Origin of the sequence: Roseateles saccharophilus, assembly GCF_031458095.1 — a bacterium.
Taxonomy (GTDB): Bacteria; Pseudomonadota; Gammaproteobacteria; order Burkholderiales; family Burkholderiaceae_C; genus Pelomonas; species Pelomonas saccharophila_A.
On sequence record NZ_JAVDXU010000001.1, the window covers coordinates 1707796 to 1733484 of the forward strand.

17 protein-coding genes are annotated in these 25689 nt (G+C 68.2%); 9 read left to right on the top strand and 8 right to left on the bottom strand.

Annotated features, from left to right (window positions below):
* Positions 1 to 41: 41 nt before the first annotated feature.
* The 5 genes from J2X20_RS07930 to J2X20_RS07950 all read right to left on the bottom strand — a co-directional run bounded on the left by J2X20_RS07930 (position 42) and on the right by J2X20_RS07950 (position 7767).
* Complete coding sequence (locus J2X20_RS07930) at positions 42 to 2945, bottom strand: ribonucleoside-diphosphate reductase subunit alpha (RefSeq protein ID WP_310263151.1); 2904 nt, start codon at positions 2943 to 2945, stop codon at positions 42 to 44.
* Between the two features lie 587 nt (positions 2946 to 3532).
* Positions 3533 to 4981, bottom strand: a complete 1449-nt coding sequence (locus tag J2X20_RS07935; protein WP_310263153.1) for a sigma-54-dependent transcriptional regulator — start codon at positions 4979 to 4981, stop codon at positions 3533 to 3535.
* Positions 4978 to 6651: a sensor histidine kinase gene (locus tag J2X20_RS07940; RefSeq protein ID WP_310263155.1), complete on the bottom strand. Its 1674-nt coding sequence runs from the start codon at positions 6649 to 6651 to the stop codon at positions 4978 to 4980. Before J2X20_RS07940 ends, J2X20_RS07935 begins: the two co-directional genes overlap by 4 nt.
* A 1-nt stretch (position 6652) precedes the next feature.
* Positions 6653 to 6895 carry a PP0621 family protein gene (locus J2X20_RS07945; RefSeq protein WP_310263157.1) on the bottom strand — a complete coding sequence of 81 codons (243 nt, stop codon included), beginning with the start codon at positions 6893 to 6895 and terminating at the stop codon, positions 6653 to 6655.
* Positions 6892 to 7767, bottom strand: coding sequence for a cytochrome C assembly family protein (locus J2X20_RS07950; RefSeq protein ID WP_310263159.1), 876 nt, complete (start codon positions 7765 to 7767; stop codon positions 6892 to 6894). Before J2X20_RS07950 ends, J2X20_RS07945 begins: the two co-directional genes overlap by 4 nt.
* Before the next feature lie 59 nt (positions 7768 to 7826).
* On the opposite strand from J2X20_RS07950, the gene ffh reads away from it, so the two are divergent.
* The gene (ffh, locus tag J2X20_RS07955; protein ID WP_310263160.1) at positions 7827 to 9206 is read left to right on the top strand and encodes a signal recognition particle protein; all 1380 of its coding nucleotides are present in this window, start codon (positions 7827 to 7829) and stop codon (positions 9204 to 9206) included.
* A gap of 114 nt (positions 9207 to 9320) precedes the next feature.
* Positions 9321 to 9857, top strand: a complete 537-nt coding sequence (locus J2X20_RS07960; protein ID WP_310263164.1) for a hypothetical protein — start codon at positions 9321 to 9323, stop codon at positions 9855 to 9857.
* Between the two features lie 4 nt (positions 9858 to 9861).
* On the opposite strand, the gene J2X20_RS07965 is transcribed toward J2X20_RS07960, so the two are convergent.
* Positions 9862 to 10461, bottom strand: coding sequence for a LysE family transporter (locus J2X20_RS07965; protein ID WP_310263166.1), 600 nt, complete (start codon positions 10459 to 10461; stop codon positions 9862 to 9864).
* A complete protein-coding gene (locus J2X20_RS07970) occupies positions 10458 to 11360 on the bottom strand; it encodes an NAD-dependent epimerase/dehydratase family protein (protein ID WP_310263168.1) in 903 nt (300 codons plus the stop codon). Before J2X20_RS07970 ends, J2X20_RS07965 begins: the two co-directional genes overlap by 4 nt.
* Before the next feature lie 101 nt (positions 11361 to 11461).
* Between J2X20_RS07970 and J2X20_RS07975 the strand changes: the two genes are divergently transcribed.
* Positions 11462 to 12373 (top strand): LysR substrate-binding domain-containing protein, encoded by a 912-nt coding sequence (locus J2X20_RS07975; protein WP_310263169.1) that lies wholly within the window; start codon positions 11462 to 11464, stop codon positions 12371 to 12373.
* On the opposite strand, the gene ftsY is transcribed toward J2X20_RS07975, so the two are convergent.
* Complete coding sequence (gene ftsY, locus J2X20_RS07980) at positions 12336 to 13478, bottom strand: signal recognition particle-docking protein FtsY (protein WP_310263171.1); 1143 nt, start codon at positions 13476 to 13478, stop codon at positions 12336 to 12338. The genes J2X20_RS07975 and ftsY overlap by 38 nt on opposite strands.
* A 123-nt stretch (positions 13479 to 13601) precedes the next feature.
* Here ftsY and J2X20_RS07985 point away from each other — a divergent pair, with 123 nt between their 5' ends.
* The 6 genes from J2X20_RS07985 to J2X20_RS08010 all read left to right on the top strand — a co-directional run bounded on the left by J2X20_RS07985 (position 13602) and on the right by J2X20_RS08010 (position 25575).
* Positions 13602 to 17477 (top strand): beta-galactosidase, encoded by a 3876-nt coding sequence (locus J2X20_RS07985; RefSeq protein ID WP_310263173.1) that lies wholly within the window; start codon positions 13602 to 13604, stop codon positions 17475 to 17477.
* Positions 17478 to 17504: 27 nt separating this feature from the next.
* Positions 17505 to 18668, top strand: coding sequence for a beta-galactosidase BglB (gene bglB, locus J2X20_RS07990; RefSeq protein WP_310263175.1), 1164 nt, complete (start codon positions 17505 to 17507; stop codon positions 18666 to 18668).
* Positions 18668 to 20323 carry an MFS transporter gene (locus tag J2X20_RS07995; protein WP_310263177.1) on the top strand — a complete coding sequence of 552 codons (1656 nt, stop codon included), beginning with the start codon at positions 18668 to 18670 and terminating at the stop codon, positions 20321 to 20323. Before bglB ends, J2X20_RS07995 begins: the two co-directional genes overlap by 1 nt.
* On the top strand, positions 20320 to 23046 hold the full coding sequence (locus J2X20_RS08000) for an exo-rhamnogalacturonan lyase family protein (RefSeq protein ID WP_310263178.1): 2727 nt from the start codon (positions 20320 to 20322) through the stop codon (positions 23044 to 23046). Before J2X20_RS07995 ends, J2X20_RS08000 begins: the two co-directional genes overlap by 4 nt.
* A 76-nt stretch (positions 23047 to 23122) precedes the next feature.
* Positions 23123 to 24337 carry a rhamnogalacturonan acetylesterase gene (locus J2X20_RS08005; RefSeq protein ID WP_310263179.1) on the top strand — a complete coding sequence of 405 codons (1215 nt, stop codon included), beginning with the start codon at positions 23123 to 23125 and terminating at the stop codon, positions 24335 to 24337.
* A 5-nt stretch (positions 24338 to 24342) separates the two neighbouring features.
* Positions 24343 to 25575, top strand: a complete 1233-nt coding sequence (locus J2X20_RS08010; RefSeq protein ID WP_310263181.1) for a serine hydrolase domain-containing protein — start codon at positions 24343 to 24345, stop codon at positions 25573 to 25575.
* Positions 25576 to 25689: the final 114 nt, after the last annotated feature.

The window sequence follows — 25689 nt, forward strand, 5'->3', positions numbered from 1 at the left end:
CAGGGCGAACTTGTCTATACAAGTTCGCCCTGCCGCTTCGATTACTGGCAGGCCTCGCAACCGGGGTCGTCGATGGCGCAGAACTTCATGTCGGTGGCCGGCAATTCGGGCTCGACGACGGCAACCGGCGCGGCCGCAGCCGCCATCACCGGCGCCGCACCGGACGACACGGCGTTGAGCTGGCCGGAGCGCGTGACCGTGCTCTTCTCGGCCTGCGTCGCGCTGATGGTGCGCAGGTAGTAGGTCGTCTTCAGGCCGCGCGTCCAGGCCAGCTTGTAGGTCTCGTCCAGCTTCTTGCCCGAGGCGCCGGCCATGTAGATGTTCAGGCTCTGGGCCTGGTCGATCCACTTCTGGCGGCGTGCGCCGGCTTCGATCAGCCACACGGTGTCGACCTCGAAGGCCGTCGCGTAGAGGGCCTTGATGTCCTCGGGCACGCGGTCAATGCGGCGCAGCGAGCCGTCGAAGTGCTTGAGGTCCATGACCATCACGTCGTCCCACAGGCCCAGGGCCTTGAGGTCACGCACCAGCGATTCGTTGATGACGGTGAACTCGCCGGACAGGTTGGACTTGACCGACAGATTGCCGAAGCAGGGCTCGATCGAGGCGTCCACGCCGATGATGTTGGAGATGGTGGCCGTCGGCGCGATGGCGATGCAGTTGCTGTTGCGCATGCCGAAGGTGGCGATGCGGCCGCGCAGCGAGTCCCAGTCCAGCGTCGTCGAGCGGTCGACTTCGACGTAACCGCCGCGCTGCTCGGCCAGCAGGTCGATGGAGTCGATCGGCAGGATGCCGCGGTCCCACAGCGAGCCCTTGTAGGACGAATAGCGGCCGCGCTCCTCGGCCAACTCGGTCGAGGCCCAGTAGGCGTGGTAGCAGACGGCTTCCATCGAGCGGTCGGCGAATTCGACCGCAGCGTCGGAGGCGTAGGGCGTGCGCAGTTGATACAGCGCGTCCTGGAAACCCATGATGCCCAGGCCCACCGGGCGGTGGCGCAGGTTGGAATCACGGGCCTTCTTGACGGCGTAGTAGTTGATGTCGATGACGTTGTCGAGCATGCGCATGGCCGTGCGCGTCGTCTTCTTCAGCTTGGCCTGGTCGATGGCGCCATCCTTGATGTGCTGGGCCAGGTTGACGGAGCCGAGGTTGCAGACGGCGATCTCGCTGTCGTTGGTGTTCAGCGTGATCTCGGTGCACAGATTGGACGAGTGCACGACGCCGACATGCTGCTGCGGGCTGCGCACATTGCAGGCGTCCTTGAACGTGATCCAGGGGTGGCCCGTCTCGAACAGCATCGACAGCATCTTGCGCCACAGGTCCTTGGCCGGCATGCGCTTGAACAGCTTGAGCTCGCCGCGGTCGACCTTGTTCTCGTAGCCGACATAGGCTTCCTCGAAGGCCTTGCCGAACTTGTCGTGCAGGTCCGGGCAGGTCGACGGGCTGAACAGCGTCCAGTGGCCACCGTCCATGACGCGCTTCATGAACAGGTCGGGAATCCAGTTCGCCGTGTTCATGTCGTGGGTGCGGCGGCGGTCGTCGCCGGTGTTCTTGCGCAGATCCAGGAACTCTTCGATGTCCAGGTGCCAGGTTTCCAGGTAGGCGCAGACGGCGCCCTTGCGCTTGCCGCCCTGGTTCACGGCCACGGCCGTGTCGTTGACAACCTTCAGGAAGGGCACGACGCCTTGCGACTTGCCGTTGGTGCCCTTGATGTGCGAGCCCAGGGCGCGCACCGGGGTCCAGTCATTGCCCAGGCCGCCGGCGAACTTGCTCAGCAGCGCGTTTTCCTTCAGCGCCTCGTAGATGCCGTCGAGGTCGTCGGACACCGTCGTCAGATAGCAGGAGGACAGCTGCGAGCGGCGCGTACCGGAATTGAAGAGAGTGGGCGTGCTCGACATGAAGTCGAAGCTGGACAGCACTTCATAGAACTCGATGGCGCGGGCTTCGCGGTCGATCTCGTTCAGGGCCAGGCCCATGGCCACGCGCATGAAGAAGGCCTGGGGCATCTCGATGCGCACGTCTTCGATGTGCAGGAAGTAGCGGTCGTACAGGGTCTGCAGGCCAAGGTAGTCGAACTGCAGGTCGCGTTCGGCCTTCAACGCGGCGCCCAGCTTGGCCAGGTCGTACTGGGCCAGCTTCTCGTCCAGCAGCTCGGCCTTGATGCCCTTCTTGATATAGCCGGGGAAGTACTCGGCATAGCGGGTCTGCATCTCGGACTGCAGCACTTCGCCACCGATGATCTCGCGGCGGATGGTGTGCAGCAGCAGGCGGGCGGTGGCGCGGCTGTAGCCGGGATCCTTCTCGATCAGCGTGCGGGCGGCCAGGATGGCGGCCTTGTAGACCTCGTCGATGGCGACGCCGTCGTACAGATTGCGCTGGGTCTCGGCCAGCACGGGGTCGGGCTTGACGTCGGCACCCAGGTTCTCGCAGGCGGAGACGATCAGCGTCTTCAGCGCGCCGAGGTCCAGCGGGCGGCGCTCGCCGCGGTCCACCACCATCAGCTGCGGCTCGGCGGCGCGGGTGGCCTCGCCCTGGGCGGCACGCTCCTGGGTGCGGCGCTCGCGGTACAGCACATAGGCGCGGGCCACATCGTGCTGGCCGCTGCGCATCAGGCCCAGCTCGACCTGGTCCTGCACGTCTTCGATATGGAAGGTACCGCCGCTCGGACGCGAGCGCAGCAGGGCGCGCACGACGTTCTGGGTCAGCTGCTCCACCGTCTCACGCACGCTGGCCGAAGCGGCGCCGCTGGTGCCGTGCACGGCCAGGAAGGCCTTCATCAGCGCGACGGCGATCTTGCTCGGCTCGAACGAGACCACGGCGCCGTTGCGACGAATGATCTGGTAGGCCTGGTAGGTCGACAGCGTGGGCTGGGTGGCGGCGGCGGGCGCGTCGGATTCAAACGCGACCGGTGCAGCGGTGGCCGGGGCCTGGCCGGAGACGGCTTGTTGCATGAGGGAATCCTTTATCGAAAAACTGCAAAGCGATGCGCGGCTTCAACCCGGGGGCGGGCCTTCGCATCGTGGGGGGCTTCTAAAGAGGTGTTTCGTCCCTGCCGGTCCATGACGCGGCCGACTGAGCGGCGCGCTTCTCTGGTGCGTCGCCGCGGGCCACAGGCCTCGGCAAACAGCGCGTCCAGAGAGATGGTCATGGGGGGTCGACTGGGTCAGCAGGATAGCACGAGAGACCACTATATATGTGGCACCCGCCCCCCTCAAGCCACTAGGGATAGTGTGAAACCCCGGGTCACAAATCTCCTCAACACTGAGGATCCGCGGCTCTTTCCCCGATCAATACGGCACTCGCAAGCCACAACCCGCATGGGTATTGGGTGCGCGGCCCGAAACTCGGCGCAAGGCCGCGCCAATACTCGATTTGCGACGCAATTGCGCGTCGCGCGACACCACCCACCAAGGATTCAAGCAGGGCAAATCCCGAGAAGGAATTTCGTTGGGGACTTTCAGCGCGCGAACGGCTGGCGCGCAAGGCTTTGGCTGCCGCGACCTGCCCGACTTGCGGAAACAGCGCGCCAAAAGTCTGGTCAGCTGTCACCCGCGCTGATCGCCAGCCGCGCCATGCGATAGCGGATCTGGCGCAGCGACAGCCCGAGGCTGGCCGCAGCCGCGGTGCGGTTGAAGCGATGCAGCTCGAGTGCCCGCAGCAGGATGGCGCGCTCGACCTCGTCCAGGTAATGCGCCAGGTCGGACGGCAGTTCCTCGGGCAGGGACACGCCCTCGGCCACCGGCTCGACCTCAAGCGGCGTCTGGAGTGCGGCGAACTGCGACTCGCTGCGGCCCTCGTCCAGCAGGGTGTCGGGCAGGCCGAGGTCGTCGGCATCAATCCATTCGCCGCCGGCCAGGGCCAGGGCGCGGTGCAACAGGTTCTCCAGTTCGCGCACATTGCCGGGGAAGGCATAGCGCGACAGGGTCTGCAGCGCACCGGCCGTCAGGCGCGGCGCGGGCGACACGCCGGCGTCGTGGGCGATGCGGGTCAGCACCCGCGTGCTGATCAGGCCCAGGTCCTCCAGCCGCTCGCGCAGCGGCGGCACGCGGATCTGGATGACGTTGAGGCGATAGAACAAGTCCTGGCGGAAGCGCCCCGCCGCCACCTCGGCGCCCAGATCCTTGTGCGTGGCGCTGAGGATGCGCACATTGATGGGGCTCTCGGCCGTCGCGCCCACGGGGCGCACCGAGCGCTCCTGGATGACGCGCAGCAGCTTGCTCTGCATCGCCAGCGGCAGATCGCCGATCTCGTCAAGGAACAGCGTGCCGCCCTCGGCCGCCTGGAAGAAGCCCTCGCGGTCCTCGTTGGCGCCGGTGAAGGCCCCCTTGCGATAGCCGAAGAACTCGGCCTCGAGCAGGTTCTCCGGGATGGCGCCGCAGTTGACGGCGACGAAGCGCGCTTCGGCGCGCACGCCATGGTCGTGGATGGCACGCGCCACCAACTCCTTGCCGGTGCCGGACTCGCCCTGCACCAGCACGGGCGCCATGCTGCGCGCGACCTTGTCGATCAGCGCGCGCACCGCGCGTATGGCCGTCGACTCGCCCACCAGGCGCAGTGCCGTGGCCGGCCCGGCGGCGGGCGTCGGTGCCGCAGCCGCCCGCACAGGCTCCGCCACGACACGGCCCAGGGCCGAGCCGACGACGAGGCGGAACTGGCGCAGGTCCACCGGTTTGGTCAGATAGTCGAAGGCGCCGGCCTTCAGCGCCTCGACGGCGTTCTCCGCCGAACCGAAGGCCGTGATGACGATGGCCTTCTCCGTGCGGCCGGCCTGCTCCAGCCAGCGCAGCAGGGCCAGGCCCGAGCCGTCGGGCAGCTTCATGTCGGTGATGACGGCGCTGTAGGTCTGGGCCTGCAGATGCTCCAGGGCCTCGCCCACCGAGCCGGCGCTGTCGATCTCATAGCCTTCGCGCAGCAGGGTCAGCTCATACAGCGTGCGCAGGTCGGGTTCGTCGTCGACGACCAGCAGGCGAGCGGGCGTTGTAGTCATGCGGATGCGGGCGTGCGAAGGCGCACGCAGAACTCGTTGGCTGCCGAGTCGGCGGCGCGGCGGTAGTCGATGTGGGCGCCATGGCGCTCGCACAGCTCACGACAAATATAGAGGCCCAGGCCCGAGCCGCGGCTGCGCGTCGAAAAGAAAGGCTCGAAGAGGTGGCGCTCGATCTCGGGCGGCACCGGCGGGCCGGCGCTGCGCACGACGAGATTCAGCGTCTCGCCTTCGCGGTCCAGGGCGACGCGGATGGCGCCCGCGCCCGGCTCGGCATGGCGATGGGCGTTGTCCAGCAGATTGACGAGGACACGGCGCAGATGTTCGGCATCGAAAAGGCCGATCAAGCCCGGCGCGGCGATCTGCAGCCGGAAGCGGCTCTGCTCGCCGGGCCGCACGTCGTTGACCCGCGTCCACTCGCTGCACGTCTCCTGCACGATCGCGCCGACGTCCAGGGCCTGGGTGTCGGGCTGCACGCCGGGCGCCAGCTCGCTGACGTCGTCCACCAGGCGCTTGAGCCGCTGCACATTGGACGCCACCATCTGCGTCAACTGCTCGGCCCGCATGCCGGCCACGTCCTCCGCGATCAGCGCGTTCGCCTGGGCGATGGCGGCCAGCGGGTTGCGGATCTCGTGCGCAATGCCGGCCGACACCCGGCCCATGGCGGCCAGCTTCTCCTGGCGGGTGCGCGCCAGCAGCTCGCGGTTGTCCTCGACGAAAAGCACGCACAGCTCCTCGCTGCCCTCGCGCTGGCGCGTGAAGCGCAGGCGCAGGCGCAGGCTGCGCGAGGCGCCGCTGTCCAGGGCCAGGGCCACGTCGAGCTCGGCGCCGATGCCGTTCGGGCTGCCGGCGTAGGCCTGCTCCAAGGCCAGCACCAGCGGCTGCCAGTCGCTGCGGCCGCGCAGCTGCCAGCTGAGCTCGCCGCTGGCAGCGCCGAGCAGGATGCGGGCCGCCGGGTTCATAGCCCGCACGCGGCCGCGCCGGTCGACGACCAGGACGCCCTCCTGCATCTCATCGATGACGAGGCGGTTCAATTGCTCCTGCTGGCGCGCGAGCGCGAGGCTGCCCCGCGCGGCCTTCTCCTCGCGGGCCAGTCGGGCACTCAGCTCGCTGGCCAGCAGGCTGACCGCGAACAGGCCGCCCCCCACCAGGCCCGCCTGCGTCATCCTCAGGCCCACACCCACACCCGACAGCAGCGCCCAGGCCGCCGCCGCCAGCAGGCCCAGCGTGGCCATGGCCGCCGTCGCCAGCGCCAGCAGTCGCGGGCTCAGCACCGCCGCCATCAGCACCGGCATGACAAAGAGGGCGCCGTAGTTCACGCCGCTCGGATCCAGCGCATGCAGTGCGCCGAACAGGACCAGGTCGATGCCGATGGCGCTCCACCAATGCGGGCTGCTGATGCGCGCCAGGCTGGGCGCGGAAGCCCCCTGGCGCAGCTGCGGCGCCAGCCACAGGGCCAGGGCCGCCACGGCATAGGAGACGCTCAAGGCCAGGGTCGAACGCGCCGGCGGCGTGCCGAGGATGGCCGTGATCAGCTGGGCCGCCACCAGGGCCAGGCCCAGGGCGGCGCGCGCCGACAGGAAGGCGCGGTAGAGGCGCTCGAACGAAGCACTGGCCTCGGCCGGCGGCTCCGCCAACGGCTGCTCGACGAACCAGCTCGCTGCGCCAGTCAAGTCAGGCCTGGCCCTGACGGGCCTCGAAGCTGGTGCGATGCGCCGCGCTGCAGAACACGCCACCCTTGCCCGGCAGGGCCTCATCGGCCGGCAGATGCATGCCGCATTCGGCGCAGCTCAGCATGGCCTGCGGCGGTGCCGGCGGCGGAGGCTTGCGTGCTTCGGGCTCGCTGGGCCGGCCACGTCGTGCACCCAGCACGAAGAAGAGCACCCCCAGCCCGATCAACAGCAGCAGGTATTTCATGCGCCGCCTCCATTGGCGCCGCGCTGCAGGACGACCTCGAGCACGAAACGTGAGCCGGCGTAGGACAGCAGCAGCAGGGCCGCGCCGGCGTAGAGCCAGCGCGTCGCACGCCGGCCGCGCCAGCCGTAGATGCGCCGGCCGACCAGCAGGCCGGTCAGCACCAGCCAGCCCAGCACGGCGAGCAGGTTCTTGTGATCCCAACGCCAATGCGGCGTGAACCACCAACCGAGCAGGATGGCCAGGGACAGCACGCTCACGCCGGCGGCGACGAACTGGAAGGTCAGGCGCTCCAGCCGCAGCAGCGGCAGCCCGCCCGGCGTCGACTGCTTGCGGCGCAGCTGCGACTCGGCGCGGTTCATCAGCGCCGCATGCAGCACCGCCACGCCGAACAGGCCGTAGGACGCCAGGCCCAGCACCCAGTGCAAGGGCGCCCAGGGCGATGCGGCCGTCGGCCGGCTCTCGCCCGGAAAGCCCCAGGCCAGCAGCACGGCGGCCGCTGCCAGCCACGCCAGCACGCGCCGCACGCTGTGCAGGGGCAGGAAGCGGCTTTCGACGAGATAGACCGTCAGCACCAGCCAGGTCGTCATCGACAGGGCCGGCGCAAAACCGAAGCGCGCGCCGGGCTCGGCCAAGCCGTAGCCGCTGATATCTATATAGAGGGCGACGAACTGGGCCGTCCAGGCCAGGGCCATGGGCGGCACGGAGCGCAGCGGCCGCTGCGCCGCGGCGTCGGCCTCACCCGCCCGTGCGCGCAACAGGCCGACCCAGACATAGCCCAGCAAAGCCAGCGCGCTGGCGATGGCCAATGCAAGGCCCGGCCCGACGGCTCCGACGACGGCGGCCTCTCCAACAGGGGCGGGCGATAAACTCATGGCTGCAGTGTACTTTTGGGCTGTCGCCGTTCTGGCCGCACTCGCCCCTCCCCAACGCCATGGCTTCCACCCTCACCGACCGCCTGAGTCGCCTCGTCAAGACGATGCGCGGGCAGGCCCGCATCACCGAGAGCAATGTGCAGGACATGCTGCGCGAAGTGCGCATGGCCCTGCTGGAGGCCGACGTGGCCCTGCCGGTGGTGCGCGACTTCATCGCCCGCGTGAAGGAGAAGGCCCTCGGCCAGGAGGTCGTCGGCTCGCTGAACCCGGGCCAGGTGCTGGTCTCGGTCGTGCACAAGGAGCTCGCCGCCACCATGGGCGAGGGCGTGGCCGACATCAACCTGGCCGCCCAGCCGCCCGCCGTCATCCTGATGGCCGGCCTGCAGGGCGCCGGCAAGACGACGACGACGGCCAAGCTGACCAAGCACCTGATCGACAAGCGCAAGAAAAAGGTGCTGACGGTCTCCGCCGACGTCTACCGCCCCGCCGCCATCGAACAGCTGAAGACGGTCACCAAACAGGCCGGCGGCGAATGGTTCCCGTCCGAGCCCAACCAGAAGCCGCGCGATATCGCGCTCGCGGCGCTGGACTATGCTAAGCGCCACTACATCGACGTGCTGCTGGTCGACACGGCCGGCCGCCTGGCCATCGACGAAGCGCTGATGGCCGAGATCAAGGAGCTGCACGCCGTCCTGAACCCGGTCGAGACCCTGTTCGTCGTCGACGCCATGCAGGGCCAGGATGCGGTCAACACCGCCAAGGCCTTCAAGGAAGCCCTGCCGCTGACCGGCGTCATCCTGACCAAGCTCGACGGCGACTCGCGCGGCGGTGCGGCCCTGTCGGTGCGCCAGATCACCGGCGCGCCCATCAAGTTCGCCGGCGTGTCCGAGAAGATCGACGGCCTGGAAGTCTTCGACGCCGACCGCCATGCCGGACGCGTGCTGGGCATGGGCGACATCGTGGCCCTGGTCGAGCAGGTCACGCAGAACGTCGACATGGCCAGCGCCCAGGCCATGGCCGAGAAGCTCAAGAGCGGCAGCGGCTTCGACCTCAACGACTTCCTGCAGCAGATCGCGCAGATGAAGAAGATGGGCGGCCTTGGCGGCCTGATGGACAAGCTGCCGCAGAACATGATGGGCAACAAGCAGCCCGGCCAGGCCGACATGGACCGCGCCGAGCGCGACATGAAGCGCATGGAAGGCATCCTGCGCGCCATGACGGCCAAGGAGCGCGCCCAGCCCACCCTGCTGATGGACGGCAAGAGCAAGGCCAGCCGCAAGCGCCGCATCGCCGCTGGCGCCGGCGTGCAGATCCAGGACGTCAACCGCCTGCTGAATCAGTTCGACCAGATGCAGGGCATGATGAAGAAGATGAAGGGCGGCGGCCTGATGAAGATGATGAAGCGCATGGGTGGACTCAAGGGTTTGCCCGGCATGTGATCCGGGCCAATCCTTCGGCGGCCTGTCCGGCGACACAAGTCCTCACACTTGGTCCCAAGGTCCGGGGACAGCCAGGCATGGTCAAGACCCGGCGCGGCCACTAGCCTCGCGCGCATGCTGAACCTCCACCTCCCCCGCGCCGTGGGCGCCTGGCTGAGCAACCTGACCGGACAGAGCCCCGAGCGCCGCCGCGCCGATGCCTCCGACACCGTGATGCACTGGCCGCCCACCGCCGCGCGGGTGCTGGTCAGCGCCGAGCGCCATGCCCACAAGAGCATTGCGCAAGCCCTGGCACTCGAACACCCCAAGGGCTTTTTGCTGGCCCATGTGCCGCTACACAAGCTGGTGCGCGTGCCCAAGCAGTATTCCTATCGCGAATGGCTGTCGCGCACGGGCCTGCTGACCGTCGACTTCGCCCTGTGCGACGAGCACGGCTATGTGCGCTCCGTCGTGCTGCTGCCCATCGCCGAGGACCAGCCCCGCCATTCCCGCAAGCGCGAGCGGCTGCTGCGCGTGCTGGGGGCCACCGAGCTGGCGGTCACGCATTGGGACCGGGAATGGCAGAACGAGGCCAGCGATCGCCTACGCGACAAGCTATTCCCCAAGGCGCGCGCCTCCGGCTACTACGCCGACACACCGCACGCGCACTGAGGCTTCAGCCGAACATCACCAGGGCCGCGCAGCCCAGCAGTCCCAGGCCGCCCAGGCGGTTGAGCCACGGCCCGGCGGGCAGGCTGGCGTGCCGTTGCAGCAGCAGTACGCCTGTGACCAGCAGCGCGAACCAGCCGATATTGATCAGCTCGAAGATCAAGCCCAGACGCAGGAAACCGGCCAGCCAGTCGCCGCTGCCGGGCGCGAGGAAGAGCGGGAAGAAGGCCCCGAAGAACAGGATGGGCTTGGGGTTCAGCAGCGTCAGCCACAGCGCAGGGCCGAAAGCCGCGGCTGGCACCGGCTCAGCCGCGACGCAGGACGGCGCGCTGCGCAGCATGGACAGCCCGAGCCAGGCTACATAGACGGCGCCGACCGTTCTCAAGACCAACAGCGCTGCCGGCCATTGCTGCAGCAGGGCGCCGAGACCCAGCCCGGCGGCCGTGATCAGCAGCAGGTCGCCCACGACCAGGCCGGCTACGGCCAGCACCGCCTGCCGCGCCGCCCGTCGCGCCTGGCCCAGCACATACAGGGTGGCCGGTCCGGGCACGACGATGACGAGCAGGGCCGCCAGCAGGAAGGCAGCGACGTGCTGGACGCCGTTCATGCCCCCACCTGCTGGCCGGAAAGCGCCGCGGCATGGGCATCGACGAGGGCGTCCAGCCAGTCGGCCACGCGGCCAAAAGTCCATCCCAGCGCCGTTGCGCGCCCGGTATCCAGGGCATGGGGCGCGGCGTAGTCGAAGGGGCTTGCGCCAACGCCGCCCACCGGTTCCAGCAAGACCTCGCGCCCCAGCCGCGAGGCGATGCGTGCGTGCAGTTGCGGCGCCGTCAGCGTGCCGCGGCTGCCCACGTTGAGCGGGCCGAGGAAGTCCTGCCGACCCGCCCAGGCCAACAGTTCGACGACGCCAGCTACGTCAATGAAAGAGGTCGCCCCCGGCACGGCCGCATGCCGCAGCGGTTCGCCCAGCAGCACCCGCTCGACATAGCCGCGCAGCCGCCCGGTGAAGTCTTCGGTGCCACCCAGCACATGGGCCAGCCGCAGGGTCGCGACGGGCAGGCCTCGCGCCGCCAGCAGCACGGCCTCGGCGCGGCGCTTGCCGTCTCCGTAGGCGGTGGGCGGGCTCGCCACCGGCTGCGCCAGGTCGAGATCGTCTTCGCGATAGGCGCGCGTCGAGCGGCCATGCAGCACGTCATAGACCTCGATGGTCGACGTCATCAGATAGCGGCCGACCCGGCCGGCGAAAACCCGCGCGGCGAGTTCGGCCGCCTCGGGGCCGTAGCACATCTGGTCATAGACCACGTCGAAGCGCGCCCCGTGAAACGCTGCCTGCATGGCCGTGGCGTCGCCGCGGTCTACGGCGATGCGACGTACGCGGCTGCCAAAGGAGTCGGGCGTGCGGCCACGCGTCGCGATCGTCACGCGCTCGCCTGCCGCGAGCAGGGCCTCGACGAGGCGGATGCCGAAGTAGCGCGTGCCACCGATGACCAGGATTTCTTGACCCATGGCATGTCCTTGAAGTGATGGTCCGCAGTTTTTCTCTGCTGAGATCAAGGCGAAAGCGGGAATTGGCTATCCTGAGGGATAGAAAAACCAATCCTGCATCCATGGCCAAGCCTTTTGCCAGCCTGTCCGGCCTGCTCGATTTCGAGGCCGCGGCCCGCCATGGCGGCTTTCGCGCGGCAGCTGTGGAACTGCACAAGACACCGGCAGCGCTGAGCCAGCAGATCAAGCTGCTGGAGCGGTCCTTGGGCCTGGCCCTGTTCGTGCGCCATGCGCGCCATGTCGCGGTCACGCCGGCCGGACGGGCGCTGGCCGTCAATGTCACGCGCATGCTGGGCGAGCTGCGCGAGCAGGTGCAGGCGCTGCGTGAAACCCAGGACCCGCATACGGTGCGCGTGTCGGGCACGCATTCGCTGACGATGAAATTCCTCGTGCCGCGGCTGCATGCCTTCACGGCCGCGCATCCGGCGGTCGATGTGCGCGTCGAAGCCAGCGACCAAATGGCCGACCTCGCCGGTGGCGGCTGCGATATCGCGCTGCGCTACCAGGCCCTGGATGCCATGGAGGGGCCACCGCTGTATGCCGAGCAGCAAGTGGTGGTCTACAGCCCTGCCCTGCTAGCCAAGCCCTTGCCGCTGGCCGGGCTGCTGCGCCAGCCGCTGCTGCATGAGGAAGGCGGGCTGGATGCCTGGCACCGGTTGCTGGCCCGCGAGGGCCTGGCGGCGCGGCGACATCTGGATTTCTCTCGCGCCTACAGCCACGGCGGTCTGCTGGTGCAGGCGGCAACCGCAGGGCTGGGCGTGGGCCTTGTGCCGTTTGCCCTCGCTGCCGAGGACCTGGCCCAGGGCCGCCTGGTGCGCGCCGACTGCCCACCGCTGGCTTCGGCCTACGGCTACCGCCTGCTGCGTGGCAGCGCCCGCAGCGACGCGCCGGCCGTCGACGCCTTCGAGGCCTGGATCCGCGCCGAGTTCGGGCGGCTTACTCCAGCAGCGCCCGCGCGAACTCGCGGGCGCTGAAGGTCTCGAGGTCCTCCAGCTTCTCGCCGACACCGATGAAATAGACCGGCACGGGCCGCTCGCGCGCGATGGCCGCGAGCACGCCGCCCTTGGCCGTGCCGTCGAGCTTGGTGACGACCAGACCGGTCAAGCCCAGGGCCTCGTCGAAGGCCTTGACCTGGTTCAACGCGTTCTGGCCGGTGTTGCCGTCCACCACCAGCAGCACCTCGTGAGGCGCGCCCTCCTGGGCCTTGGTGATGACGCGCTTGATCTTCTTCAGCTCCTCCATCAGGTGGATCTGCGTTGGCAGGCGGCCGGCGGTGTCGGCGATGACGACATCGGCGCCGCGGGCGCGGCCGGCGTTCACGGCATCGAAGGACACGGCCGCCGGGTCGCCGCCCTCCTGGCTGATGATCTCGACCTTGGCGCGATCGGCCCAGACACCCAGCTGCTCGCGCGCCGCGGCACGGAAGGTGTCGGCGGCGGCCAGCAGGACCTTCTGGTCGGCTTCGGCCAGATGACGGGTCAGCTTGCCGATGCTGGTCGTCTTGCCGGCGCCATTGACGCCGACGACCATCATCACCGTGGGCGTGAAGCGACCGACTTCCAGGCCTTTTTCCAGGGGAGCCAGCAGCTCGGCCAACGCATCGATGAGCAGGCCGCGCACGGCCTGCGGGTCGCTCACGCGCGCATCCTTGACGCGGCGCTTCAGGTCATCGAGCAGAAACTGCGTCGCCTTGACACCGGCATCGGCCAGCAGCAAGGCCTCTTCCAGCTCCTCGTAGAGCTGGTCGTCGATCTGGGTGCCGCTGAAGACGCTGGCAATGCTGCCGCCGGTCTTGCGCAGGCCGGCACGCAGCCGGTCCATCCAGCTGGCGCGAGGCGGCGGCGCGGGCGTGGCGACGGGTGCAGGCGGCGGTGCCGATACGACAACGGGAGCCGGAACGGGGGCTGCCACTGGGATCGGGACGGGCGCGGCCACGGGAGGGGCGACCGGTGCAGCCACCGGAGCCGGCTCGGGCGCCGGCTGGCTGGCGGGCTTGGTGACCCAGCCCTCGGGCAGCAGGGTCGGCGCCTCGTCGGCGGGCGCGGGGGGCGGGGGCGCCTTCTTGAAGAAACTGAACATAGGCCGCCATTTTCGCCTGCCCTGGTGAAAGCCCTCCGGCGGACGTTTCTCGCACGCGCTTGATTTTTTGGCGACGGGGAACCGGGTGACACTGAATCAGGCTCCCCGCACTCCCGGTCCGCTATGCCCGCTGCCCTGCCCTTCGCCCTCCGGTCGCTCCCGCTCGCCGCGCTGCTTTTGTGCGCCGCCGCCGGTGCCCAGGACCTTCCTGGCCAGCAGGCGCCCACGGCCGTCAGCACGCCGGCTCTGGCGGTCAAGCCCGCAGTCAAGGCCGAGCGGACCTTCCTGATGTCGGCCTTCATGGCCACCTCGCAGAACAAGCTCAGCCTGTTCTCGTCGACCGACGGGGTCACTTTCACGTCGCTGGGCTCCGAGGTCTACCAGCCGCCCAAGGACCTGCTGCGCGACCCGTCCATCATCCGCGCGGCCGACGGCCTCTACTACGTCGCTTACACGACGAACTGGAGCGGCTCGACCTTTGGCATCGCCAGATCGGCCGATCTGAAGACCTGGACCCATGTGGCCGACGTGCCGGTGAAGCTGCCCGGCGTCAGCAATGTCTGGGCGCCCGAATGGTTCCGCGACAGCGACGGCGGCCTCAAGCTGGTCATGAGCCTGTCCAAGACGGGCACGTCGGGGCCCTTTGCCGCCTATTACGTCAAGGCGCTGGACGCCGGCTTCACGAAGTTCTCCGACCCCGTGCCCATGCGGGGGCTGGAGAACAACTGCATCGACACCTTCGTCATCCAGCACGACGGCCGCTACGTCGCCTTCACGAAGAACGAGACGACCAAGTTCATCGAGCTGGCCACCGCGCCGTCGCTGGACGGCCCGTGGATGATGCAGAAGACCGGCGACTGGGCCGGCTGGGGCGGCCCGTCGGAAGGCCAGGCCTTGGTGCCCATCCAGGGCGGCTGGCGCATCTACTTCGACGACTACACCACCAAGCGCTACTGGTATTCCGACAGCTTCGACGGCCTGCAGACCTGGACGGCCAAGAAGGAATTGGGCGGCGTGTCGGGCACGGTGCGCCACTTCACCGTCATCTCTGAAGAGACAGCGCAACTGGAGCGCGCGACGGCGCCCAAGCACAAACCCAAGTCGATTGCCTGGGACCGCCATTCGCTGATCATCGACGGCAGGCGCGAAATGATCTTCGCCGGAGAGATCCACCCTTTTCGCCTGCCCTCGCCCAGCCTGTGGCGCGACGTGCTGCAAAAGATGAAGGCCTCCGGGCTGAACGCCGTGTCCTTCTATTTCAGCTGGGGCTACCACTCGGCCAAGCCGGGCCATTACGACTTCACCGGCGTGCGCAATATCGAGCGCGCGATCCAGATGGCCGAGGAGGAAGGCCTCTACGTCATCGCCCGCATGGGGCCGTACGTGAACGCCGAGCTGACGGCGGGCGGCTTCCCCGGCTGGCTGCTGCGCCAGCGCGCCGAGGCCCGCACCGATGCGGCCGAGTACCAGGACGCGGCCGACGAATGGATGACGCAGATCAACGCCATCCTGGCCCGCCACCAGATCACCAATGGCGGCGGCAACGTCATCGCCTACCAGCTGGAGAACGAGCTGTTCTCGGTGCAGCCCAAGAACATCCGCCATATGCAGCATCTGGCGGACAAGGCGCGCGCCGACGGCATCACCGTGCCCCTCTTCCACAACGCCGCGTCGCGGCTGCCTGACTGGACACCGAAGAACTCCACGGCGCCCTTCGCCAACCCCGGCCCGACCGACCTCTATGCCTTTGACGGCTATCCCGGTGGCGTCTGCGGCGTGGACGGCCAACCCGGCGCGCCGGCCCCGGCGCCCGACTGGGGCCTCTACGGCAAGAACTTCCCCAAGGTCGGGTCGCAAGCCTCCCCCAACACGCCGGGCTTTGTCGCCGAGATCGGCGCGGGCTGGTTCGACTACTGGGGCAGCAACGGCACCTACGAGTGCACGGCCCGGCGCCAGGGCCCGGGCTACCAGCGCGTGTTCTACGGCAGCAGCCTCATCAATGCGCTGACCATCCACTCCATCTACATGGCCTATGGCGGCACCAGCTGGGGCTGGCAGCCGGGCCCCATCGTCTACACGAGCTACGACTACGGCTCGCCCATCAGCGAGGCCCGCGTCATGCGCGACAAGGCCCTGGTGCTCAAGCAGATGGGCGGCTTGGTGCAGGCGGCCACGCCGGTGCTGGCGCAGATGGACAAGGGTGAGGTGTTGGACCCGGGCAATGCCAAGGTCAGGCTTTATCACAACGTCAACAACGCGCTGGGCAGCCATGTGCTGCTGGCCCAGCACAACCAACTGTCTGGCACCGAGGCTTTCGGTTTCAAGCTGCAGACGCGCGACGGCACGTATCAAATCCCGCAGGCCGGCAAGCTGACGCTGACGGGCCAGGACGCCAAGATGCTGCTGGCCAGCTATGCGCTGGAGCGCCAGCACCTCGTCTACAGCACCAGCGAGCTGCAGGCGCAACTGCAGCAGGGCATGCGCGATGTGGCCTTGTTCTACGGGCGCAACGGCGACGACGGCGAGACCGTGCTGCGCTACGCCGCCCAACCAGGCGTGAAGCTGCTGCGCGGTCAGGCGCAGGTGACCTGGGATGCGAAGAGCGGCGACCTGCGGCTCAACTACCGGCACGCCGGCCTCATTGAAGTGCTGATCAGCAGCGCGGGCCGCGCGCCCTTGTTGCTGCTGCTCGCCGACGAGAAGACAGCCCAGGAGTTCTGGCGGCTGCCGGCCGTGCTGGTGCGCAGCCCGGCCCTCATCCGTACCGCAGCCATTGCCGGCAAGACATTGGAGTTGAGCGGCGATACAACGGCACCGAGCGCGCTGCGCGCCTGGGTGCCCGACGGCATCACCGGCTTGAGCTTCAACGGCCAGCCGGTCGCCGCTTCGACGCTGGACTTCAGCCTGGCCGCCCGCACGCCCCTGCCTGGTCCTGAGGCAATCAAGTTGCCCGACCTGATGCAGTTCACCTGGACGCGCCGCTTCGACTCCCTCGAAGCTGCCCCCGGCTTCGACGACAGCGCCTGGCGCAAGGCTGATGCCAGCGCTTCCGCCGCCAACGTCTACACCGCACCCGACAAGGGCCAGCCCGTTCTGGCCATGAGCGACTACGGCTTCCACCATGGCGACGTCTGGTACCGCGGCCGCTTCACGACGACGGCTGAGACCAAGCCGCTGCAGCTCGAGCTCTTCTTCGGCGCGGGCGGCGCCGGCATGATCCAGGTCTGGCTGGACGGCAAGTTCCTGGGCCAGCAGGAGAACGACACCGGTCGCCCCTTCCCCGAGACGACCGACAGCTTCAAGCAATGGCTGAAGGACCTGCCGCCCGGCGAGCATGTGCTGGCCGTCGTCGTGCGCAACAACTCGCACAACTGGGACCTGTTCGCCGACGACGCGCACAAGGAAGGCCGCGGCCTGCTCGCCGCCTCGCTGGCGACCCGGGGTGGCCAGCGCTTCGGCATTCCCATCGCCTGGAAGATCCAGGGCAACAAGGGTGGCGAGGACATTGCCGACCTCGTGCGCGGCCCCATGAACAACGGTGGCCTGCAGGGCGAGCGCATGGGTTGGCATCTGCCGATCGACGCGGCCAAGCCCCAGCCCGGCTGGGAGGCCACGACCGTCAGCGCCGCACCGCCGGCGCCGGGCAGCTATTGGCTGCGCACCAGCTTCAAGCTCGACCTGCCCCAAGGTCACGATGTGCAGCTGGGCCTGGCCTTTGGCGACACGAGCAAGCCGCGCTCCGAGGTCGAGAACCGCGCCTTGATCTTCGTCAACGGCTGGAACCTGGGCCAGTTCATCGCCCACATCGGCCCGCAGCGCGTCTTCGTGCTGCCGCCGGGCATCCTGAACCCCAACGGCGAGAACACGCTGACGCTGGCGGTCACCACCGATGGCCAGGCGGCCAACGCGTTGGAGGCAGTGCGCCTGGTGCCTCTGGCCGTGGCCCGCGGCGGCGTACCGTTGGAACCTGTGCCGCAGCCCCGAAACCTGCAGCGCTGACTTCCAAGATTTCACCGAGACAAGACCATGTCCAAGCAGATCCTCAAGCCCGTCGACTCCTCGCGCATCCACCCGCTGCTGGCTCACCACACCGCCGGCCTGGGCGCGGACCGCAACGACATCCGCGGCGCCATCGATAGGCTGATCCACAACCTGGTCAACATCGAGGACAAGGACGGCAAATTCCTGCTGCGCCTGGACGATGGCCGCGTGCTGGACACCAAGGGCTGGAACGGCTTCGAGTGGACGCATGGCGTGGGCCTGTACGGCGTCTACAAGGTCTGGGAGCTGACCGGCGACCCCAAGGCCTGGGACATCATGACGAGCTGGTTCGAGGCCCGCTTCGCCGAGGGCATGCCCAGCCGCAACATCAACACGGTCGCGCCCTTCCTGACCCTGGCCTATCTGTTCGACCGCAGCGGCGAGCGCCGCTTCCTGCCCTATATCGACCGCTGGGCCGAGTGGGTCTACAAGGACCTGCCGCGCACCGAGGAAGGCGGCTTCCAGCACATCGTCTACAACAGCGTGAACCACCAGCAGCTGTGGGACGACACGCTGATGATGTCGGTGCTGCCGCTGGCCAAGTTCGGCCTGCTGCTGAACCGGCCGCACTACGTCGAGGAGGCCAAGCGCCAGTTCCTCGTCCACATCAAATATCTGGCCGACCGCAAGACGGGCCTGTGGTTCCACGGCTGGACCTTCGAGGGCCGCCACAACTTCGCCAATGCGCTGTGGGCGCGCGGCAACTCCTGGGTCACCATCGTCATCCCGGAGTTCATCGAGCTGCTCGACCTGCCCGAGGGTGACGCCTTCCGCCAGTTCCTGGTCTCGACGCTGGAGGCCCAGGTCAAGGCGCTCGCCGCCTGCCAGTCCGCATCCGGCCTGTGGCCCACCCTGCTGGACGACCCGACCTCGTATGACGAAGCCGCCGCCTCCGCCGGCTTTGCCTACGGCATCCTGAAGGCCGTCCGCAAGGGCTATATCTCCAAGGAGTTTGAGGCCGTCGGCCTGAAGGCCGCGCTGGCCGTGCGCAGCAAGATCAACGAAGCGGGCGAGCTGACCCAGGTCAGCTTCGGCACGCCGGTGTTCAACACCCTGCAGGAATACAAGGACATCCCGCTGACCTCCATGCCCTTCGGCCAGGCGATGGCCCTGCTGGCCATGGGCGAACTGCTGGTGCGCTTCATCTGATGAAGAACCTGCACCCCGCGGCCCGCGAGCCGAACTGGATCAACTACTGGGGCTGGGGCTCGGGCGACATGCTGGGCGCCGGCGCCCAGGCCGTGATCACCGGCTGGCTGTTCTATTTCTTCACCACCTTTTGCGGCCTCTCCGCCGTCGAGGCAGGCCTCATCCTCGGCCTGCCGCGCCTGCTGGAAGCCATCACCTGCCCGCTGATCGGCTATGTGTCCGACAACCTGCGCCACACCTGGGTGGGCCGCAAGATCGGGCGGCGCAAGCTCTTCCTGCTCATCACCATCCCGCTGCTGCCCAGCTTCGCGCTGATCTTCCGCACCGGGCACAGCTTCAGCTACTACCTGCTCGCCTTCATCTTCTTCGAGCTGCTGTACACGATGTTTCTCATCCCTTGGGAGACGCTGGCGGCCGAGATGACCAAGGATTACAAGGCCAAGGCCAAGTTCGCCGGCGCGCGCATGATCGTGGCGCAGAGCTCGGCCATCCTGGCCTCCTACCTGCCCACGCTGCTGATCAGCCAGTTCGGTGGCAAGGACTCGCCCGACACCTTCTTCTGGATGGCGGCCATCTTCGGCGTCATCTTCTCGGTCGTCGTCACCCTCGTCGTGCTGACGACCTGGGAGCGGCCTTACGGCACACGCGAGCAGGCCGTGCTGTCGCAGACCTATGGCGGCGTGACGCTGAAGGCCGCGCTGGCCCTGCCGGTCAAGATGTTCGGTGACCTGTTCTCGACGCTGAAGATCCGCGCCTTCCGCCAGCACCTGTCCATCTATCTCGGTGGCTATCTGTCGCAGGACATCTTCAACACCGCCTTCCCCATCTTCGTGGCCACGGTGCTGATGGGCGCGACGCTGGTGATCTCGCAGCTGATGACGGTCATGTACGTGGCCCAGCTGATCTCGGTGATGGTGGCCATCCAGATCGTCATCCGCACCGGCCCCGTGCTGGCCTATCGCCTGGCCATCTCGTTGTTCGGCGCCGCGCTGCTGCTGTACTTTGGCTTCTACCTGACGCGGCCCGAAGGCTTCCAGGCCGGCTTCAAGGCGCTGGGCGCCAACCTTTTTACCGCGCTCGATCCCACCAGCCCCAGCTTCTCCTTCAGCCTGATCTTCTGGCTCTTCGTGCCCATCGTGCTGGCGGGCCTGGGCCGCGGCACGCTGAACTTCGTGCCCTGGTCGGTCTACAACTACCTGCCCGACATCGACGAGGCCGTCACCGGCCAGCGTCGCGAAGGCATCTTCGCCGGCGTGATGACGCTGGTGCGCAAGATGGCCCAGAGCGCCGCCATCATCGCCAGCGGCTGGATCATCGACCTGGGCGGCTATGTCTCGCCCAAGAGCCGGCCCGGCGAAGCCATCGTGCAGACGCCCGAGGCCATCCAGACCATCACGCTGCTGATGGTGGGCGGGCCGCTGCTGATGATGCTGTTTGGCCTGCTGGCGTCCTGGCGCTTCCGACTCAACGCCAGCACGCACGCGGTCCTCGTGCATGAGGTGGAGCGCCTGCGCAGCGGCGCCACCGAGGCCAAGAGCGAAGCGAACCGCCGCATCGTCGAAGACCTGACCGGCTGGTCCTATGACCGCCTCTGGGGCCGCGGCAGCGGCCACGCCGCCGACTCCTCGCTGCAACCCTTGCAAGCCCGCCCATGACCGATTTCAGTCGCCGCAATTTCTTCAAGACCGCGTCCCTGCCTCTGGGGCTGACGGGCCTGGCCACGGCCGCCAGTGCCGCACCGGCGCCCGCACCGGCTGCTTCCGTCACCGCGGACACGAACGCACTGCGCTGGCTGGACGGCTCGGCACCCGAGCTGATGTTGGGCGCCACGCTCGGCCTGCCCTGGCCGCGGGGTCAACACAAGAAGAACCAGGAGTTCAACGCCGTCGACGCCCAAGGCCGCCCGCTGCCGCTGCAGACCTGGCCGCTGGCATGGTGGCCCGATGGCTCATTGAAGTGGACGGCACATGCGTTGCCAGCCGGCGTCGACGCAAGTGTGGCGCCCAGCATCCGCCCCGGCAAGGGTGCGACCATCGTCGGCGCGAAAGTGACTGTGCGTGAAGAGAAGGACTTCATCGAGGTCGATACTGGCGTCATCCGCGCCAAGCTGCCGCGCAGCGGAGCGCAGCTCGTGCACAGCGTCGAGCGCGACGGCCGCGAGATCCTGCGCGCCGCCACGTTGATCGCGCAGACCGATGACAAGCCCGATGCCGAGAACGGCCCGGTCACCCAGACCCGCTTCGACAGCCGCATCAGCAAACTGACCATCGAGCAGACCGGCCCGGTGCGCGCCGTCATCAAGGTCGATGGCCAGCACCGCAGCAGCGCCGGCCGCGAATGGCTGCCCTTCGCGGTGCGCTTGTATTTCTATGCCGGCGCCGAGTCGCTGCGCGTCATGCACAGCTTCATCTTCGATGGCGACGACCAGAAGGACTTCCTGCGCGGCATCGGCCTGCGCTTCGACGTGCCGCTGCGCGACGCCCTCTACGACCGTCACGTCCGCTTCGCCGGCGAGTCCGGCGGCCTGTGGGCCGAGGGCGTGCGCAACCTGACCGGCCTGCGCCGCGACCCCGGCGCCGCCGTGCGCGAGGCCCAGCTCGCTGGCCGCGCCACGCCGCCGCTGGCGCAATGGGGCAAGCAGGTGCGCGATCTGCATCACCGCATCCCGGCCTGGGGTGATTACAGCTTGACCCAGCTCAACGCCGACGGCTTCCAGATCAAGAAGCGCACCAAGGCCGGCCACGGCTGGATTCCCGCTGCCTTCGGCAAGCGCGCGCCGGGCACGGGCTATATCGGCGGCGCGACCGGCGGCGTGGCCTTCGGCCTGCGCGACTTCTGGCAGCGCCACCCGACGCAGCTGGACATCCGCAACGCCATCGGCGAGGCCGCAGAAGTCACCGTGTGGATGCACTCGCCCGAGGCGCCGGCCATGGACTTGCGCTTCTATCACGATGGCCTGGGCCAGGAGACCCACGAGCAGGAGCTCGAGGGCCTGGAGATGACCTACGAGGACTACGAGAAGGGCTTCGGCACGCCGGTCGGCATCGCGCGCAGCAGCGAGATCACGCTGTGGGCGCTGGCCGCCACGCCGACGCGCGAACGCCTGGTGCAGATGGCCGCCGCCGTGCAGACGCCGCCGCAGCTGGCCGCTTCACCGCAGCGCTATCTGCAGGCCGGCGTCTTCGGCAAGCTGTGGAGCCTGCCCGACCGCAGCACGCCGGCGCGCCAGAAGATCGAGGACAAGCTGGACTTCCTGTTCGGCTTCTATGCGAAGGAAGTCGAGCAGCGCCACTGGTACGGCTTCTGGGACTACGGCGACATCCGCCACACCTATGACAGCGACCGCCACGAATGGCGCTACGACGTCGGCGGCTTCGCCTGGGACAACTCCGAGCTCTCGCCCGACCTCTGGCTCTGGTACGCCTACTTGCGCAGTGGCCGCGCCGACATCTTCCGCTTCGCCGAAGCCATGGTGCGCCACACCAGCGAGGTCGACATCTATCACGCCGGCCGCTTCCAGGGCCTGGGCACGCGGCACAACGTCCAGCACTGGGGCTGCAGTGCCAAGCAGGCGCGCATCTCGACTGCCGCCTACCGGCGCTTCTACTATTACCTGACCGCCGACGAGCGCATCGGCGACGTCATGCGCGAGGTGCTGAGCGCCGACACCAAGATGGACGAGGTCGACCCGGTGCGCAAGATCGCCGGCCGCGTCGACAAGGGTCCCTGGCCGGCCCGCATCGGCTTCGGCACCGACTGGGGCTCGGTCGTCGCCAACGTGCTGACCGAGTGGGAGCGCACCGGCGACGTGCGCTGGCGCAACAAGCTCTTGCGCGGCATGAAGGGCATCGCGGCCATGCCGCATGGCTTCTTCACCGGCAGCGGCGGCTACGAGCCCAGCGGGCCCAACGAAGGCGCCTTCCACAACGTCAGCGGCGACAAGCTCAGTGCCAGCCACCTCAGCGCCGTCTTCGGTGCGGTCGAGATGATGGCCGAGCTGGTGGAGTTGATCGACGAACCCGCGTTCAAGCAGGCCTGGCTGCAGTACTGCGAGCTCTACAACGCACCGCGCGAGCAGCAGGTCAAGGCCCTGGGCGCCCCGCACGGCGGCGGCACGGTGCTGAGCGTGGGCCACTCGCGCCTCAGCGCCTACGCCGCCAAGCACAAGCAGGACAAGGCCCTGGCCCAGCGCGCCTGGCGCGAGTTCTGGGCCGACGACCCGCGCGGCCACAAGACGCTGAAGACGACACGCATCGCCGGCCCGCTGGCGCTCAATCCGGTGGACGAAGCGCCGTGGATCAGCACCAACGACACGGCGCAATGGGGCCTGGCGGCGATCCAGAACCTGGCGCTGATCGGCGATCAACTGACCGACTGACATGCCTGCAATGAACACAACCACAGAGGCACTGAGACACAGAGGAATGAAGGTTCTTCTTTCCTTGCTTCTCTCTGTGCCTCTGTGTCTCTGTGGTTGCATTTCGCAGCCGCTTGCGGCACACGCGCTGCGCTTCGACTTCGACGGCAAGGCCGAGCCGACGTACAGCCGCGAACGCGGCAACGGCTTCGAGCCCGGCGCGCCGCCCAATGCCGCCGGCCAGCCCAGCTTCTTCTCGGTCGACCTGCCCGAAGGCAATTACCGCGTGACTGCGACGCTGGGTGGCGCGGCAGCGAGCGACACGACGATCAAGGCCGAGCTGCGCCGGCTGATGCTGGACAGCGCCAGGCTGCCCGCCGGCGGCACCGAGACCCGCAGCTTCATCGTCAACGTGCGCACGGCCGACATCGCCGCCGCCCCGGGGATTGAAGCCGGCCGCGTCAAGCTCAAGGAGCGCGAGATCGCCAGCGAAGCCTGGGCCTGGGACCGCCGCCTGACGCTGGAGATCAACGGCGACCGTCCCGCCCTGCGCCGCTTCGTCATCGAGCCCGTCAGCGTGCCCACCGTCTTCCTGCTGGGCGACTCGACGGTCGCCGACCAGAGCGGCGAGCCCTATGCCAGCTGGGGCCAGATGCTGACGGCCCTGTTCAAGCCCACGGTGGCCGTGGCCAACCATGCCGAGTCGGGCGAGACCTATCGCGACTCGCTGGCGCGCCGGCGCATCGACAAGATCCTGTCCGTGCTGCGGCCCGGCGACACGGTGCTGCTGCAGTTCGGCCACAACGACCAGAAGCAGCAGAAGGACGGCAGCGGCAACGCCCAGACCTACAAGGCCGAGCTGCGCACCCACGCCGAGCGCATCCTGGCGCGCGGTGGCGTGCCGGTGGTGATGTCGTCGATGGAAAGGCGCAACTTCGATTCGCAAGGCAAGCTCAAGCCCAGCCTGACCGAGTACGCCGACGCGGCTCGCGCGGTGGCCCAGGACATGAAACTTGCCTTCATCGACCTCAATGCGATGAGCCAGCAGTTCTATGCCGCCCTCGGCTCCGAACGCTCCCAGGCCGCCCACCCACTGAACAACGGCAAGCTGGACAACACCCACCACAACAACTACGGCGCCCTGCAGTTGGCGCGTTTGGTGGCCCTGGGCTTGAGGCAAGCCCGGGTGCCGGTGGCTGATCAGCTGCGGGATGATCTGGGCGCCATCGAGCCGGGCCGGCCGCAGGCGCCGGAGCAATTCCGCGTCGCTACCAGCCCCGGCTTCACCAACCAGCGCCCGCTGGGCGACTAAGCCGCATGAAGTCTCTCGTCCTCGCCGTGGCACTGGCCGGTGCCACGCTGGTCCACGCGCCCGTCGCTTTCGCAGCGCCACCGGCCCTCGTCGCCGGCTTCTCGGTCGAACGCCTGAAGCGGCTGGACGCGGCCATCGACGAGCAGATCAACGGCAGACAGCTCGCGGGCGGCGTCATGGTGGTGCTGCGCGACGGCAAACCCGTCGTCTTTAAGGCCTATGGCCAGCAGGACATCGAGAGCGCCCGGCCCATGCAGAAGGACACCATCTTCCGCATCGCCTCCATGACCAAGGCCCTGACCACCGTCGCGGCCATGATGCTCTACGAGGAAGGCCGCTTCCTGCTGAAGGATCCGGTGGCCCGCTATCTGCCGGCCTTCGCCAACGTGCAGGTGGCTCTGCCCGGCGGCGGCACCGAGAAGCCGCGCCGGCCGCTGACCATCCACGACCTGCTGACCCATACCGCCGGCATGAGCTATGGCGGCGGCCCGGCGGCCTCGGCCTATGCCAAGGCCGTGCTGACGGACTGGTATCTCGTCGGCAACGACGAGACCCTGGCGCAGTGGACCGAGCGCTTCGCCGCCCTGCCGCTGCAGGGGCAGCCGGGTGATGCCTTCATCTACGGCTATGCGACCGACGTGCTGGGCCGGCTGGTGGAGGTCGTCTCAGGCATGCCGCTGGACCGCTTCATCAAGCAGCGCATCACCGATCCGCTGCGCATGCCCGACACCAGCTTCTTCCTGTCGCCGGACAAGCTCTCGCGGCTGGCCAATGTCTATGGCCTGGAGGGCGGCCAGCTCAAGCTGATGGAGACGCCGGCCCGCAGCGACTTCGTCAACGGCCCGCGCAAGCTGCTGTCCGGCGGCGCCGGCATGTTGTCCACGGCCGGCGACTACACGCGCTTCCTGCAGATGCTGCTGAACCAGGGCGAGCTGGACGGCGTGCGCCTGCTGTCGCCCCATACCGTGGCGCTGATGACGGCCGACCACCTCGGAACGAAGTCCGGCGGCGATGCCGACGGCTTCGGCCTGGGCTTCTGGGTCAATGTGCGTCGCGGCGGCTTCAAGGAACTGGGCAGCGAAGGCGCCTTCGGCTGGGGCAGCGCCTATTTCCCGCAGTACACGGTCGATCCCAAGGAGAGACTGGTCATTCTCTTCATGACCCAGCTGCGTCCCGCGGGCAACTCGACGCTGCATCTGCGTGTGCGCAACCTCACCTATCAAGCGTTGATGAAGTGAGCGCGATGCCGCATCGGCTATCGCAAACACCGTGTTAGCGCGCATCAAGGCGCCCCTTCAACGGCGCGTTTGAAACGACGTCCAAACGCTCAGCGGGTTGAGTACACGCACCGA